A 13,107-nucleotide genomic window follows, 5' to 3' on the forward strand; every position below is an offset into this window, starting at 1 on the left:
GATCTCAGCCCGGATGCGCTGGCGCTCGCGCTCCTCGACTTCGCCGCGGCGAGCCTGCCAAGCCTGGAATGCTTTTTCAGAAAACACGGCGCTGTTCCTCGGTGCGATCAGGATTGCCAAAGCGCGGGCGGCCCCAGAACGGGGCGGACCACAGGTAGCTGTCGGGGGCGATGTCGGGCAGGTTCACGTATTCGAGCACGGATCGGTGCTCGACCGCCGGGTGCAGCGGGCGCGGCAGTTCGATGGTGCGGGTGCGTCGCTCCCACCTTCCGCGGTTGGCGTGCATCTCCGGACAGTCATGAGGCCCGGCGACCAGGCCGGTCTGCCGATTGACGAAGTAGACCTCTTCCTTCGTCAGCCCTCTGACCTCTGGAAAATACTGGCCGTTGAACGCAGGCTCCAGCATCGTCGAGAGCGGGTCTGCGCCCTCCGGCAAATTCTTGTTCGCCTCGAAAATCACCGCGCGGAGTTGCATCGCCCGGTTCAGGATCTCGACCAGCGCTTTCGCCGCCGGCACGTACTCCTGGGCCAACACGCGGCGGCCCTCGGTCAGCGCCTCCTGGGCCTTGGCGTAGGCGGCATGGCGGCGGTCCTGCTCGGCCTGGGCTTCGGCCGCCTCGATCTCACCGGCCAGTCGGGTGCAGCGGGTCTCGGCGACAGCCACGCGGCGCTCGACGGCGGCCACGGCGGTCTCGTGCGCCTCCAGCTGGGCCTCGTCCTCGGAGGCCAGCACGTCGTCGCGTCGCTCCTCCAGGTCCTGCCGGGCTCGGACGGCATCAACCCGTTCGGCCTCGGCCGCGTCGAGGTCACGCCGCAGTCGTTCGAGGTCGGCGGCATCAGCCGCGCTACCCGCGACCTCTTTGCTCTTCCGTTTCATCAGCGCCATGCGCTCCACCTGTCGTCTAACCGTGTACGGCTCGTCAGTGCCTTGGCCGGCCGAAACAATGGCCGCGGAGCCCGGAGGCACTGTTCCCGTTGTTCGACTGAGCCGCAGAGCCGTCAAAAGGATGCCCCGCTTTCGAGAATGCTAATCGACCAAAACAACACGGCATGCACAACGCCGCATTCACGGCATTTGCGGCAAGAGACGTTGCTCGATGCTGCTCTACATGTCGCTGAGCGCAGCCAGTAGATGGAACTACTAAATTCTGCGATCGAGTTATTGCGGTGCTGATTGAAATTGCGTCCGTGAACGATATGCGGAATACTGAGTATCGCCGGTTGAATGGATAAGAGGCTGCCGATGCCGCTGAAGAACGAAACTAAGCAGTTCCTCAGTTACCTGCATAACAATCCAAAAATTAGGCAAGACATAAGAGCGCCTTCCGGCAAGACGCTTCTGTACGCGGGATCATTTTTCAAGCCGGTTTGGAAAGAAATTGCAGATCAGAAAAAAAATAATCCTGCCTTTGCCGACAAATACACGCTGCCTGACATTTTAGGGCAGATCACAACGCATGGAGTTCCGCACAATAATCTGCTCGAATATACGCAGGCCACAGAAAAAGCGGTGCCCTGGAAGGACGATGGGTTCATAATATGGCGTGCCCTATCCGGAATATTCGCGTCTAATGCTTCAGGTCCTGTTTCTTTCTATGTTGGATCTGGGGTAAAATCCATGAATAGCAGCGCTCAAATTGAGGAAAGAAAGGTTTTTGCCGTTACGGAGATTGGTGTACTTTTGCGAAACGACAAAGTCGACCCCATGACCAAAGATATACTTTCATATTTCCAGAGATGCGTTTCTTCTGGAAACACTGACATGAATTTCGCATATACAGCGTCATAAAGCGAGCGCGGCGCTACCGTGCGGCGTGCATCAGTGAAGAATTGTGTTCAGTCTTCGGATTGATACACGCCACCGCCCCCCATACTTTTTGCCAACGCCGCGCTCCCGACACCACCGGGTGATCGTGTCGACGTGGCGGCCGGCGCGGGCTGCAGCTTGGGCGACAGTCAGCAGGTCGGGATGGTTGGCGCTCAATGGCCAGTGATCTGGCTCGACGCCTGCCCCGGCACCCTGCTGGCACTCGGTAATGTAGGCCCAGACCGCCGACTGAGCCGTCTGCGCCACGCTCTGTGCTGCCTGGGCGCGCTCGATCAGATCGGTCAGGCCGGGGTCCGCAAAGGACGGATGCGGCCGCACCTCCATCAGCGCGGAAACTCCAACCAGGCACGGCGGCGACGCGGCCGGGTGCGGCGAGCCTTGCCGGTGTTGGGGTCGAGAACGAAGCCCGGCTCGGGTGCATCCACCCACTGCCGTTCCTTGGCCTTCGGCAGGACGAAGTGATTGGGCTCGGCCCTGAGGCTGACGACCTCGACGTAGCGAGGGACGGACTGGTCGCTCATGCGGATGCCCTCTCGCTGGCGGTATTCCTGGCCTCGACCTGGGCGAGGAAGGTCTCGCAGGCGGCCTCATCGAACGTGCTGCCGGCACGCCGGGCCAGGGCGGGCCAGTCGGGTCCAGGGAAATCTGCCGTGCCGCACAGCTCGCCGACGGAGAGGCCTTTGGCGAAGCCCTCGAACCCGCGGGCGCCGAGGGCTTGTGCCGCCGTGTCGTCGAGGGCGTTCGCGACCATGACGCTGAGGACGTAGGCCAGCTCCATCGAGGCGCCGGCCGCCACCGCGCTCTCGGCCACGACCCTCTCGGCCGATCCGATGATGCTGCGCGCGATCGCCACCTCGGGCTCGTAGCCCTCGATTTGTCGGGGCGCCGCGACAATCTCCTTCGCTCGCATCGCGCGCGGCGGAGCCGACGCCAGCTTCCGAGCCCGATGCGCGCCCTTATCCTCGAAGGTTTGGCTCAGCTGAGTCCGCCCGATCCAGTTAAGAGCATTCTCGCGGTTCAGTTTGCCGTCGGAACGTACAGGCAGGCCAGCCCTCACGTATTGGCTGACACGGGCCTTAGAAATCTTTAGCTCGGCAGCAAGTGCAGCCTTAGTTGTGATGGCCATGAGTCCGCTGCCAATTGTGAAGGGTTAAGTGGTTTTCAGGGGCTGCACCTAGACAGGTCATTCACTCGGGCTGACCCTCCCGGATGGTCACCATGTCCAAGGACCCTAGGTTGCATTTATTAGACTTGTGCAACCTGGATGGTTTTTGGGTCCCACCTACCGAGCCGATGCAGCGGTAACGGCACGGTTGATTGTCTCGGCATCGATGGCGCGCTCGATAGCCTTCCACCACGCGTCTTCCTGATCCGACACCATCTCGCCGTAACAGGCTCCCAAGACGACCATTGGCACGCCGGGGTAGGCAGCCTCGGCCGCAGCCAGCGGGCAGCGCCCTGCCTTCTCCGCTTCGGCCATGGTGCCAATGATGGCAGCCTTCACCTGATCCCTGATGGTGATGCACATCTCAGCCTCTCCCTGCATCGGTGGTCAGCATGTCGAGCCGGGCGATGTTCTCGACGGCGTCATCCCTGATCCGGCGCAGCACGTTGATGGCCATGGTGAAGGCCATGTCCCGTTCCTCGTCGGTTAGTTCGGGCCAGCGCTGGCGAACCTCCTGACGAGCTTCGTCCGGATCCTCAGGCAGGCGGTGGCTCTGCGCGACCATGAAGGCGACGATGCTGGGCGCGCGGCTGGCGACTTCCTTCAGAAGGTAGACGGCGAGGTTGGCTGAGGCGTCGGACACCATCAGGCGACGCGCCTCAGGGCGGCCGCGGGACCGGCAGGGCCATCGTCAGGGTCAAGGTGGACACCGTGCAGCGCGAGCTGGGCGCGCAGCCCCTGCCGGACGTACTCGCTCACGGTCTGACCGCGCTGGCGGGCGGTAGCCTCTACCGCTCGGGCGAGACCGGCCTCGACCTTCAGCCGGAGCAGTGCGTCTCGTCGGATTGGAGCAGTCATCGTAAGTGCCACCGCGTTGCAGTTGCGTGGCTGTGACAATGCTATTTTGATGATCGTCCGACAACAACGATGTTATTCTCGGCCAAAACTCTCGTGCGTTCGCCGTTCTGTTATGTTGTCCATTGTTGTGTTTTGTTATGGCGATCCTGTGTTGTTCTGTCGCGCCTGCCACTTGAGGGGGACACGGGGGACAAAAGGGACAATGTCCCCCCACGTCCCTGGCGTCCCTGAGAGGGGGACAAAAGGGACACGGGGACACGACCACTAGGGAGTGTCCCCCGTGTCCCTGTCCCCCGTGGGTGGTTCTGGGTCATTTCCCGTCCTCCACGGCCAGCCAGACGTGGGGGACTGCTCCGAGGTCGCGCGTCGCGATGAGACCGTTTTCGACGCCCTGCAGCAGGGCGCGCTTGAACGCCTTCTTCTTGGCCTCTGCACGCTGTGCGTCGGTCTCTCCGTCCGCCGGATAGGCAGCGTAGAATTCCTGTCGAACGTCGTCCTGCCGCGCTGCCATGACCTCAGGTCCCGCGCCGCCAAAGGGCCTGACACGCTGCCCAGAACCCGCCAGCGCATTGTTGATGGCGTCGCGCAGCGTCTTCAGCGACTTGGTCCAGGGATCTTTGCCCTTCACCGCAGTGGCCATCGGCTCGCGGTCATTCTGCCAAGTCACTACGCACGTGGTGACAGGATCGCCGAACCGATCTTGGCCGATCTCGATGACGTCCAGGCTGTAGGGCGTCTCCAATCCGGTCCTGGCCCCGCGCACCTTCCGCACGGCCATCCGCATGTTGCTAATGTTCCCGGCCTCGTCCCGGGATGCGAGAGCGGCCAGCACCGTGTCGGCCGCCGCCTCCTTCGCGCTCGATCCGCGGGTGCCCGTCTCGACCGCCTTGCCGAAGTGGTCGACGCCGAGCACGAAGGCGCCGGTGTGGTGGCTCAGCCGTTCCAGCGCACCCATGACCTTCTGCGTCTCGGCAGCGCTGTTCTCGTCGTCGAATCCGGCGCCGGCCGCTACCGTGTCGACGATGATGAGGGCCAGCGGTAGGTCGTAGCGCTCGCGCAGCTCGCGCGCCGCCGCATCGGCCGTCAGCGCCAACGTATCGGCGGCGTCGCGATCAACGAGGCGCGGACACTCCTCGATCCACGCGAACGGCATGTCGTTGGGATCAATGGGCCGTTCGCCGGCGGTCGTCTGCATCATGGCCGTGCCGGCCACCTTGCCCTCGACGAGCCCCTTCAGCCGGATCGGGATCTCGAAGGCGCCTTCGGGGGCGATGAAGAGAACGCCGCCACGGCGCATCACCTTGCGCCCGGCGAACGGCTCGCCCGTCATGACGCAACCCGACAGGTCCAGAGCGATGAAGGTCTTCGCCGACCCCCACTGCCCGGACAACAGGCCCTTGCCAACCTCGGCGATGAGGTTGTGAACCAGCCACGGGCGGTCGGCATCCGTGCTGGCATCACGGTGCCACCGAAGCGCAATCAGCTTCGGCCCCTTGCCCTCCTGTTGCTGGGCGCCTTCCTTCGCCTGTTGCTGCGGACCGTCAGACGAAGCGCCCGTGTTGCCGCCCTTCCACCCGATATCCTCCGGCAGCACGCCCAGGCGCTCGCACAGCCACAGCGCGGCCGCAGCGGCGTCGGTGGCCGGCAGGTAATCCCGCACGATATCGATCGGCGAGCGCGCCCCGCCGCGGGCATCACCTTGGTCGCCGACACCGAAATCTCGGATCCCGTCCGGATGCAGCGACAGGTCTTCTTCGTACCCCTCGCCCAGATCGCGCTGGTCGACCCGGTAGGCGCCGGTCCCGGACTGGTAGCGGGCGCCTGGGAACACGCTCGTCACCCACGCGCCGAGGTTTGCGAGGGCTCGATCGTTCACGGTGCGCCAGAAATCCGAGCTGTCGCGCGTTCCACGCTCACGGGCACTGGCCGAGGCCCGTTCGCTCGTCGTTTGCTTGGCCTGCTCCTGCGCTCGTTTCTCGGCCTTCTTGCGCTCCAGCTCCCGGGCGAGGTCGGCAGCCGCCTTCTGAGCCGCCCGGATGTGGTCCGCACGCTCATGCAGGTAGGCGATCAGACGTGGCGCCTCCCGGATCTCGGTCGGGGTGCCGGGCACATGCCGGCCCGTGACGGTCAGATACCGACCGCCGGTGTAGATTTCGACCTGGGCGGCGTCGACCTTCCGCCCGTCGACCAACCCGCGCACGAAGAACCGCAAGCCGGCGCCTGACGGGGACACTTCGGTGTAGGTCTCGGCGAAATCGACTGCGACCTGGGCCCATGCCTGAAGCTTGCCCGTCTCCGGGTCTCGGCACTTGTCGAGGTCGATCCCGCTCTGCTCGTCCTCGGGCGACAGCACGTAGCCGACGCCGGCCTGAACGCGGCGGGTCGCGAAAGCGGCCGCGGCGTCATAGGGAGCCCAGGTATCGGCATTGGTGGTGCTGCCTGCACCACCATCCTTGGCGTTGAGCGGCGGCTTGTCCCAGACGCCGCGGATCTCGTTCCAGGTGTACTGCCAGGCCACCCATTTCGGGCGACCCTGGAGTTCGCGCAGCGCCGGGAGGTCGGGCAGCCCGGCGAACGGCGGGAGCTGCGGCTTCGGCGGCCGCTCGAAGGTCGAGGTGCCGGCCGTCATGCCGAGTCTCCATGATTTCGCAGCGCGCGCTTGCGATTGATCGCGAGCAGCCTGAAGTCGGCGTAGGCGTCGGTGTTGTGCCACCGACCGGAAGCGACCTTGCACTTGGCCGCCATCACCACGAGGTGCTTACCGTCCATGCTCACGACGGTGATGAGGTTGGGGTAGGTCTCCCCGAACCGGAGGGTCAGATCCCCGAGGCGAGTGGGGCGCACTCGATAGCGGCGTCGGCTGTGATCCAGCGCCCAGAGGTAGTCGTCGTGCTGGAGGCGGCGGCGTACGATCATGCGCAGCCTCCCCGCAGGAAGGCGCGTGCCTGGACGCGGCTGGCGACGACGGCGATGACGACCCCTTCGCGGTCCATGACCGCGGTCAGGGCGTTGGCGGTGTGCCGGTGGGGTGCTATATTGGAGTTGTCGGTCGAGCAAACGACATCTTCCGAGGGACGCGAGCGCTGGCCGGCGCTCCGTCCCTCAACTGCTTTCTGGGCCATGGTGCTACGCGGCCTCCTTCTTCGAAGCCTGCCGAGCCTCAAAGGCCTGCAGCTCGGCCAGCCGCCAGTAGCGGCGCCCATTTATGCGGATCGGCTGCGGGAAGCCGAGCTTCGGATCAGCCAGCCACCGGAAGATCGTCATGTCCGACACGCCGTAGCGGGAGCGGGTGACGTTGCTCGGCAGCAAGTCTTCGCCAGACTTTGGAACAGCAAAAGGCATTGCGTGACTCCTTGTTAGGACACGCTATGAATGGGTTGATTGGTGACCGAGATGGGAGGTCAAAACCTCCGCGATTTAAGGGGGTAGGTTTCACCCCCTGAGCTATGGTCCCGGTCGGCGAGCCCAGGTCAGGCCATCGTCGGCCAACTCGAAGGCTTTGGCGGCAGTCTTTATTGCGCTGGCCCAAGCGTCGCTGTTGGGCCGCGATCCGTCGCTTAGACTTGCAGCGCCGCTAGCTACAAAATCAACGAAGCGCGCGTTGTCTTTGGCCGAGATCTTCAGCTGGGTCAGCATGGTCCAGCCTTGGGAAATCCCGAACACAAATCCGACACGCCAAGGGTCACCTGGCCGACCTCCAGTGTCGATAGCTTCCGGCGTCAGTCGCTCCACGATGCGGAGCAGAACATCGTGGGCGGTGCGTAAAACGCCAATTTCGTCGGATAGGTTGTCACGTGAGATCGCAGCGCGTGCGCCACCGGCGGTATAGCGGCCAGCTGCCAAATTGACCGCATGCGCAGCTATAAAATCTGCGAGTACCGCTGAAACTGCCTTCGCGTCTGCTAGTCCTATTTTCGCGGTCGCCTTTGCTGAGGGCTCGGTTCCGAGCTTGTACCGCGCATAATAATCGGCCCAGCGGCATCCATCGACAACGCTTTGGCGCCCTGTCCAGAGTGCATCGGAACGTGTCATCCCCTCTTCACCCGCAGCTTGACGTTCCGGTGAGATGACTTGGATGTGTCCATCCTTGATGAGTTGGCCGACTTCCAGATCAACCGGAAGCTGTCCGTTGAGCAGATGTAGCTGGGACGAAGGGGCGTGATTTTCTGCCAGCAATCGTGCCTGCGCTGCCTGAAACGTGCTGCGGGGCGGCCTTACCCTATTCCCGAAGGCCTCCGTACGTCGGCGAGTGCTCCGAACAAGTTGCTTGAGATGTTGATTGTTCGGATCCTGCCGCAACTGAGCCTTCAGGTATTCCAAGATGTCAAAGTCATCGGTCACTCAAGGCCTCCTGTCAGATATTCGATGTGCGCTGCCCAAGCCTCCAGCGCCGCTCGCTTCTCTTCGAGGTACTGGTACCGGTTATAGACTGCCGCCACGCCCTTGATGACACCGGAGCGATGGTTCAGCACGGCTTCGATCACGTGCGGTTCGATCTTTAGGCGGCCCATACCTGTGGAGGCCGTCCGGCGCAGATCGTGTAGGCGCCAGGGTTCGAGAACGATGCTCTCAGGATCGACCCCATCCGCCGCATCGGTGCGCGCAAGTGCCAGCATCTCGGCGTCTAACCGCGCCTTGGCTTTGGCGTAGCCTGAGACGCCGCTGTTGCCTGTCGTGCTGATGAGATAGCTGGCCTGCCCTGCCACCCGCGGTAGCGACCCCAGGATGCTCTGTGCCGCGCTGCTCAACGGCACGTCGTGAGCCTGACCGTTTTTCGCCCGCTCGCCCGGTATGGTCCACAGCTTGCCGCCCTCTCGCAGCTCAACCCGCCGCATCTTCGCGACCTCGTCGCGGCGCTGAGCCGTCAGCAACAGGATCTGCACGAACGGACCGAAGGGCCATCCAATCTTAGCGCATCCCCGCCAGAGCAGGCGCAGCTCCTCGTCGCTTAGGACTCGGTCGCGGCTCGTCTCGGCGGCCGGCGCCTTGATCCGCACACACGGGTTCGCGTCGATGACGCCGCGATCGGTCGCCCAGTTGAACAGCTTGGATAGCGCCGCCAGCGTCCGGTTGGCTGCCACCGGCGTCCCTGCATCCACGATGCCGTCGAGCAGCTCGATCACGTCGCGGCGGCCGATATCCTGAATCTTCCGTCCATCCCAGACCGGCAGCACCTTGGTCCGCAGGATCCGGATCGTCTCCTCGGCAGTGCGTGGCCGGTTCCGAGGCTTCACGTGCCGCTCGATAAAGCTGTCGATCACCGAGCCGATCAAATCCCGGGCGGGCGGAGGAACGACCACCTTGCGCTCGGCAACCGGATCCTGGCCGAGAGACACGGAATGAAGGGCCGCCCTCCCCTCGGCTCGCGCCTGGGCAAGGTCGAGACCGGGATAGGCGCCGAGGGTTAGCTTCCGTGTGCGGCCGTCGTGCCGGTACCGGACCGCCCAGCTTTTCGCGCCGGATGGTTGGATGATGAAGTACAGGCCGGGCAGCGTCGCGTCCGGGATCTCCAGCCGGCGCGCGGCGTCCGGCTTCAGGCGTTCTATGGCTTGCACGGTCAGGACTCGCGCTGCCACTCTGGTGATCCTTCGGGGTAACCAGGGGTAACAGAAACCGGGCGTTATGCCCTGTTACCCCGTGTTATTAACGAAGCATCACAATGGCAGTTTTTGCTAGGTCTGGCAAAGCCGTTGACCGATCCCAAACCACCTGAATGTTAGGGCTTGTTTTGCGCCATAACCAGATTGTGGATCTGGGGGTCCCCCGTTCGAGCCGGGGCGGTGGTACCATCCATTCAGCCGGACGGCGCAAGGGGTTGGCGGATCGCCGGCCCCTTTTGCGTTTGGGGTTCGTTCGATGACGCTGGGGTGCCTGGGATGCGCATCCACAGTTCCCCCCGGGACCTTGGGACGCTAAGACCGCCCCTGAGCGCGGCGGCGGATTGCGTCCCGCGACCGGGTTACCGGGACACATGAGATGAGCATCCACGAACGGCGCGTGCGAACCCTCTTCGACGAGGCGGCCATCGCCAAGCGCAACGACGAACTCGCCGAGGAGATCCTGGCCGCACGGCCGGAGAACCTCCTGGTGGTGGCTGTGCTCAAGGGCAGCTTCATGTTCGCCGCCGATCTGCTGCGGGCGCTGCACCGGGTCGGGCTCGCCCCCCAGGTCGAGTTCGTGCACCTGTCGAGCTACCGCACCGGGACGGTCTCCAGCGGACAGGTCGAGATCCTGCGGGACGTGCAGAGCGAGGTGCGCGGGCGCGACGTTCTGCTCGTCGACGACATCCTCGAATCCGGGCGGACCGTTGTATTCGCCAAGGATCTGCTGATGGCGCGCGGCGCTCATCGGGTGCTCACTGCGGTCCTGCTGGAGAAGCCCGGCAAGCGCGCCGTGACCATCGACGCGGATTTCGTCGGCTTCATCTGCCCCGACGTGTTCGTCGTCGGCTACGGGATGGACGCCGCCCACGCCTTCCGGCAACTGCCCTTCGTGGGCGTGGTCGATTTCGACAGCGGCGATCCCGATCTGTTCGATCCGTAGCGGTCGTCGGGGCGACGCGGCATTTTCGCCGCAGGCGCCGTCGATATGCCTGTATTCGGCGCATGGCGTCTTGACAGGCGGCGGGCAGGTCTGCGCCTGTCGTCTGCCAAGGGCCGACGTCGTCACGACGGGGGCCCGGGAATTGAGGACGTTTACGGGACCCCATGGCGCGCATCCTCCTGGTGGATGACGAAGAGACCGTCCGGGGCTTCCTCAAGCGGGGGCTCGAGATTGACGGACACGCGGTCGTCACCGCCAACGATGGAAGCGACGGGCTCGACCGTCTCAACGAGGCCGATGGCGGCTTCGACCTGATGCTCACCGACATCCGCATGCCGCTCATGGACGGCATCGCCCTGGCGCTGGCGGCCAAGCGCGACTTCCCGAACCTGACCATCCTGCTGATGACCGGCTTCGCGGACCAGCGCGAGCGGGCGCGCGGGCTCGACGCCATCGTCACCGACGTGCTGACCAAGCCCTTCTCGCTCGCGGACCTGCGGGCCACGGTAAGGCGCGCCCTGGCCGCCTGATCACCAGCCTTCACGGCACGCGAGCGGCCCATGGCCGAACCCCATGGGGCGACCTAGGTTCGAAGGCCATCCAGCGAGAGACCGGCCATGGCCTTCCCCGATTCGAACGAACCCAGCGCACAGGCGATCGACGATTTGGAGCTGGTCAACGCCCTGATCGAGCGCAAGGAGGGCGGCGAGCCGGTCGATCCCGATATCCAGGCGCTGCTGACCGACATGGAGCGGCTGGGGCTCACCGGCACGGATGCCTACGCGACGCTCGACGCCTACCGGCCGGGCCCCGCGACCGGGGCCACCGGCGGGGACGACGTGGACGCGGCTCAAGCCTGAAACCGGCTAACGACCGGGGTCGTGCGGGCCGACGAGCCGCCGGCCCACCACCCAAAGCGGCACGGTCCGCTCGGGCGGTCTTCACCCAAGCGGATGCCGGTTCGGCGTAAAAGAGCGGGCCAAAGCTGAAGTCGGAGCGCTGTGCGCGATTGCGATGCGATCGGGCACGGCTCCCGCCCGAAGCGATCAAATTGTCAGGTTCTGTTGTCACGGCGGTAAGCTTGAAGACAGCAACGCGACGCTGCGTGCGCTGGCTTCAAGCGAACGAAGCCCCCGTGGCCTATCTGTTCGGCCAGGGAATTCCTGAGGTCGAACATGACAGCCGAACAGCGTCTCGCGGGCCGGACGGATTGCTTCAGCGCCGGGCATATCGTGGTCGCTGACACGGGCAGGCGGCTGCGCTGCCTCGTCTGGAACATGTCGGATACCGGCGCGCTGCTGGAGGCCGGCGATGACGACGCCGTACCCGAGACGTTCACGCTTCTGACTGCGATCGACCAGACGTCGCGCCGCTGCAGGGTCGTCCGGCGCACCGGCGCCCGGTTCGGCGTGGTTTTCGCTGACGCCTGAGCGCTCGGTCTGATCGGCGGAGCCGCCGGCCGGGCCGGGGGTCCGTTCGGGGCTGGACCGCGCCGAAGCAAAAAAGTTTTGCCTACCAGTATTGTCGTCTCAAGGAACCGCGCTGGCTCACACCCATCTGCGTGTTTCGGGGTGCCGCGTGCGGCAGGGACCGAACGCACCTTCTGACGCCCCGTCCTGCGGCGATTCCAAAGCCCGATCCTGCGGAAGCGCATGGCAGGACCGCGATCGTCCAAGATGATCCGCCCCACCCCTTCGATCGACAGAGGAGACCATGATCCGACTTCGTGACGCTGTGCTTTCGTCCACCCTGCTGCTGGCTCTTGGCGGGGCATCGACATCGGCCCTCGCGGCTGGTCGCTTCGACGGAGCTTGGTCGGTCGTCGCCACGACCGACACCGGGGCGTGCACCGGGCCCTACCAATATCCGATCGTCATCCGGGACGGGACCGTGGACGATGCCGGAGGGAACGGGGTCGACGCATCCGGCCGCACCACGGCCGATGGCCGGATCAGCGGCACGATCCGGAAGGGCCTTGCCAGCGTGCTGGTGTCGGGCCGCCTGCGCGGGTCCGGCGGGACCGGACGGTGGTCGCTGGCCGGCCTCGGCTCGTGCTCGGGCCGGTGGACGGCCCGTCGCACGAGCTAGGGTCCTACCCCGATCGAGGCGAGGCCCAGCGTGTTGCGGGCCCGTGCCGGGCCGAACGAACGCGCGGTGGACGGTATCCGCCGGGCCGTGCGCCTTGACGAAGCGCCCTCAAACGTAGTCAAAGACGTTCCTGGCGCACCGAAACCGTCAATTTACTCAATGGTTTCGGCGCGCTCGCCGGTGTAGCACAGCGGTAGTGCAGCGGTTTTGTAAACCGAAGGTCGGGAGTTCGATCCTCTCCACCGGCACCAATCGGATTCCGGCAGACCCTCTGTCCCTTCCCATCCCGCCCGCCGATGCGCAGCGGTGACCGCGCGATGTCGACCCGGACAGTGCAAAGGTGGCCGGCGACGTGATCCCCACTGTCCCGAGCGGCCAGGGCAACGTGATCGGCAACGCGATCGTCCCGGTGATCAAGATCACCGGCAATCCCAGCGCCGTGCGCACCAGGGGCGAGCCTATCGCCGTCTCGGGCGTGCTCAGCCGCGCGAGGACGATCCGGCAGGCCGGCGACGCGTTGATGGTCAGGGTGGTGCGCACCACCAATGGCCGGCTCACGGCGGCCGAATCCCTCGGCCACCGGGAATTCGTGATGACGAAGCTCTATCGTAGCGCCCGACGCCGA

At 64.8% G+C, this 13,107-nt stretch carries 19 protein-coding genes, 1 tRNA gene and 2 pseudogenes; 9 read left to right on the forward strand and 13 right to left on the reverse strand.

Going from position 1 to position 13,107, the window contains the following annotated elements; translation table 11 throughout:
- Positions 1-76: 76 nt before the first annotated feature.
- The gene (locus OXS27_RS25790; protein WP_267359837.1) at positions 77-895 is read right to left on the reverse strand and encodes a hypothetical protein; all 819 of its coding nucleotides are present in this window, start codon (positions 893-895) and stop codon (positions 77-79) included.
- 348 nt (positions 896-1,243) lie between these two features.
- On the opposite strand from OXS27_RS25790, the gene OXS27_RS25795 reads away from it, so the two are divergent.
- On the forward strand, positions 1,244-1,789 hold the full coding sequence (locus OXS27_RS25795; protein WP_267359839.1) for a hypothetical protein: 546 nt from the start codon (positions 1,244-1,246) through the stop codon (positions 1,787-1,789).
- A 30-nt stretch (positions 1,790-1,819) separates the two neighbouring features.
- Here the strand turns inward: OXS27_RS25795 and OXS27_RS25800 are convergent, their stop codons facing one another.
- The 5 genes from OXS27_RS25800 to OXS27_RS25820 all read right to left on the reverse strand — a co-directional run bounded on the left by OXS27_RS25800 (position 1,820) and on the right by OXS27_RS25820 (position 3,639).
- On the reverse strand, positions 1,820-2,152 hold the full coding sequence (locus OXS27_RS25800) for a helix-turn-helix domain-containing protein (RefSeq protein ID WP_267359841.1): 333 nt from the start codon (positions 2,150-2,152) through the stop codon (positions 1,820-1,822).
- Positions 2,152-2,349: a hypothetical protein gene (locus tag OXS27_RS25805; protein ID WP_267359843.1), complete on the reverse strand. Its 198-nt coding sequence runs from the start codon at positions 2,347-2,349 to the stop codon at positions 2,152-2,154. The genes OXS27_RS25800 and OXS27_RS25805 overlap by 1 nt, the downstream gene beginning before the upstream one ends.
- Positions 2,346-2,681 carry a hypothetical protein gene (locus OXS27_RS25810; RefSeq protein ID WP_267359845.1) on the reverse strand — a complete coding sequence of 112 codons (336 nt, stop codon included), beginning with the start codon at positions 2,679-2,681 and terminating at the stop codon, positions 2,346-2,348. The genes OXS27_RS25805 and OXS27_RS25810 overlap by 4 nt, the downstream gene beginning before the upstream one ends.
- Positions 2,682-3,110: 429 nt before the next feature.
- Complete coding sequence (locus OXS27_RS25815) at positions 3,111-3,356, reverse strand: hypothetical protein (RefSeq protein WP_267359847.1); 246 nt, start codon at positions 3,354-3,356, stop codon at positions 3,111-3,113.
- 1 nt (position 3,357) lies between these two features.
- Positions 3,358-3,639, reverse strand: a complete 282-nt coding sequence (locus OXS27_RS25820; RefSeq protein WP_267359848.1) for a hypothetical protein — start codon at positions 3,637-3,639, stop codon at positions 3,358-3,360.
- A gap of 65 nt (positions 3,640-3,704) precedes the next feature.
- Here OXS27_RS25820 and OXS27_RS25825 point away from each other — a divergent pair, with 65 nt between their 5' ends.
- A complete protein-coding gene (locus OXS27_RS25825; RefSeq protein WP_267359850.1) occupies positions 3,705-3,887 on the forward strand; it encodes a hypothetical protein in 183 nt (60 codons plus the stop codon).
- A gap of 274 nt (positions 3,888-4,161) precedes the next feature.
- On the opposite strand, the gene OXS27_RS25830 is transcribed toward OXS27_RS25825, so the two are convergent.
- The 7 genes and pseudogenes from OXS27_RS25830 to OXS27_RS32715 form a co-directional block, all read right to left on the reverse strand.
- The gene (locus OXS27_RS25830; protein ID WP_267359852.1) at positions 4,162-6,480 is read right to left on the reverse strand and encodes an AAA family ATPase; all 2,319 of its coding nucleotides are present in this window, start codon (positions 6,478-6,480) and stop codon (positions 4,162-4,164) included.
- Positions 6,477-6,767, reverse strand: coding sequence for a hypothetical protein (locus OXS27_RS25835; RefSeq protein ID WP_267359854.1), 291 nt, complete (start codon positions 6,765-6,767; stop codon positions 6,477-6,479). The genes OXS27_RS25830 and OXS27_RS25835 overlap by 4 nt, the downstream gene beginning before the upstream one ends.
- Positions 6,764-6,973 (reverse strand): hypothetical protein, encoded by a 210-nt coding sequence (locus tag OXS27_RS25840; protein WP_267359856.1) that lies wholly within the window; start codon positions 6,971-6,973, stop codon positions 6,764-6,766. The genes OXS27_RS25835 and OXS27_RS25840 overlap by 4 nt, the downstream gene beginning before the upstream one ends.
- Before the next feature lie 4 nt (positions 6,974-6,977).
- The gene (locus OXS27_RS25845) at positions 6,978-7,193 is read right to left on the reverse strand and encodes a hypothetical protein (protein WP_267359858.1); all 216 of its coding nucleotides are present in this window, start codon (positions 7,191-7,193) and stop codon (positions 6,978-6,980) included.
- A gap of 102 nt (positions 7,194-7,295) precedes the next feature.
- Entirely contained in the window at positions 7,296-8,192 is an 897-nt protein-coding gene (locus tag OXS27_RS25850; RefSeq protein ID WP_267359860.1) for a hypothetical protein, read from the reverse strand.
- Positions 8,189-9,112, reverse strand: coding sequence for a tyrosine-type recombinase/integrase (locus OXS27_RS25855; RefSeq protein ID WP_267359901.1), 924 nt, complete (start codon positions 9,110-9,112; stop codon positions 8,189-8,191). Before OXS27_RS25855 ends, OXS27_RS25850 begins: the two co-directional genes overlap by 4 nt.
- 51 nt (positions 9,113-9,163) lie before the next feature.
- Positions 9,164-9,427, reverse strand: a pseudogene (locus OXS27_RS32715) (Arm DNA-binding domain-containing protein); the annotation flags it as partial.
- Positions 9,428-9,827: 400 nt separating this feature from the next.
- On the opposite strand from OXS27_RS32715, the gene hpt reads away from it, so the two are divergent.
- The 7 genes and pseudogenes from hpt to OXS27_RS25895 all read left to right on the forward strand — a co-directional run.
- On the forward strand, positions 9,828-10,394 hold the full coding sequence (gene hpt / locus OXS27_RS25865; RefSeq protein ID WP_243922342.1) for a hypoxanthine phosphoribosyltransferase: 567 nt from the start codon (positions 9,828-9,830) through the stop codon (positions 10,392-10,394).
- Positions 10,395-10,558: 164 nt separating this feature from the next.
- Positions 10,559-10,924: a response regulator gene (locus OXS27_RS25870; RefSeq protein WP_147940768.1), complete on the forward strand. Its 366-nt coding sequence runs from the start codon at positions 10,559-10,561 to the stop codon at positions 10,922-10,924.
- Between the two features lie 87 nt (positions 10,925-11,011).
- Positions 11,012-11,254, forward strand: a complete 243-nt coding sequence (locus OXS27_RS25875) for a hypothetical protein (RefSeq protein WP_243922339.1) — start codon at positions 11,012-11,014, stop codon at positions 11,252-11,254.
- A 315-nt stretch (positions 11,255-11,569) separates the two neighbouring features.
- The gene (locus OXS27_RS25880; RefSeq protein ID WP_243922337.1) at positions 11,570-11,824 is read left to right on the forward strand and encodes a PilZ domain-containing protein; all 255 of its coding nucleotides are present in this window, start codon (positions 11,570-11,572) and stop codon (positions 11,822-11,824) included.
- Between the two features lie 283 nt (positions 11,825-12,107).
- Positions 12,108-12,482, forward strand: a complete 375-nt coding sequence (locus OXS27_RS25885; protein ID WP_243922335.1) for a hypothetical protein — start codon at positions 12,108-12,110, stop codon at positions 12,480-12,482.
- Positions 12,483-12,658: 176 nt separating this feature from the next.
- Positions 12,659-12,733: transfer RNA gene (locus tag OXS27_RS25890), tRNA-Thr, on the forward strand.
- Positions 12,734-12,825: 92 nt separating this feature from the next.
- Positions 12,826-13,098 (forward strand): annotated as a pseudogene (locus OXS27_RS25895) (D-galactarate dehydratase); the annotation flags it as partial.
- Positions 13,099-13,107 lie beyond the last annotated feature (9 nt).

It is taken from the genome of Methylobacterium sp. GC_Met_3 (genome assembly GCF_026540775.1).
Taxonomy (GTDB): Bacteria; Pseudomonadota; Alphaproteobacteria; order Rhizobiales; family Beijerinckiaceae; genus Methylobacterium.

Coding starts and splice junctions, on each gene's coding strand:
- OXS27_RS25795 (WP_267359839.1), top strand. CDS start 1,244: ATGCCGCTGAAGAACGAAACTAAGCAGTTCCTCAGTTACCTGCATAAC.
- OXS27_RS25800 (WP_267359841.1), bottom strand. CDS start 2,152: ATGGAGGTGCGGCCGCATCCGTCCTTTGCGGACCCCGGCCTGACCGAT.
- OXS27_RS25805 (WP_267359843.1), bottom strand. CDS start 2,349: ATGAGCGACCAGTCCGTCCCTCGCTACGTCGAGGTCGTCAGCCTCAGG.
- OXS27_RS25815 (WP_267359847.1), bottom strand. CDS start 3,356: ATGTGCATCACCATCAGGGATCAGGTGAAGGCTGCCATCATTGGCACC.
- OXS27_RS25820 (WP_267359848.1), bottom strand. CDS start 3,639: ATGGTGTCCGACGCCTCAGCCAACCTCGCCGTCTACCTTCTGAAGGAA.
- OXS27_RS25830 (WP_267359852.1), bottom strand. CDS start 6,480: ATGACGGCCGGCACCTCGACCTTCGAGCGGCCGCCGAAGCCGCAGCTC.
- OXS27_RS25835 (WP_267359854.1), bottom strand. CDS start 6,767: ATGATCGTACGCCGCCGCCTCCAGCACGACGACTACCTCTGGGCGCTG.
- OXS27_RS25840 (WP_267359856.1), bottom strand. CDS start 6,973: ATGGCCCAGAAAGCAGTTGAGGGACGGAGCGCCGGCCAGCGCTCGCGT.
- OXS27_RS25845 (WP_267359858.1), bottom strand. CDS start 7,193: ATGCCTTTTGCTGTTCCAAAGTCTGGCGAAGACTTGCTGCCGAGCAAC.
- hpt (WP_243922342.1), top strand. CDS start 9,828: ATGAGCATCCACGAACGGCGCGTGCGAACCCTCTTCGACGAGGCGGCC.
- OXS27_RS25870 (WP_147940768.1), top strand. CDS start 10,559: ATGGCGCGCATCCTCCTGGTGGATGACGAAGAGACCGTCCGGGGCTTC.
- OXS27_RS25875 (WP_243922339.1), top strand. CDS start 11,012: ATGGCCTTCCCCGATTCGAACGAACCCAGCGCACAGGCGATCGACGAT.
- OXS27_RS25880 (WP_243922337.1), top strand. CDS start 11,570: ATGACAGCCGAACAGCGTCTCGCGGGCCGGACGGATTGCTTCAGCGCC.
- OXS27_RS25885 (WP_243922335.1), top strand. CDS start 12,108: ATGATCCGACTTCGTGACGCTGTGCTTTCGTCCACCCTGCTGCTGGCT.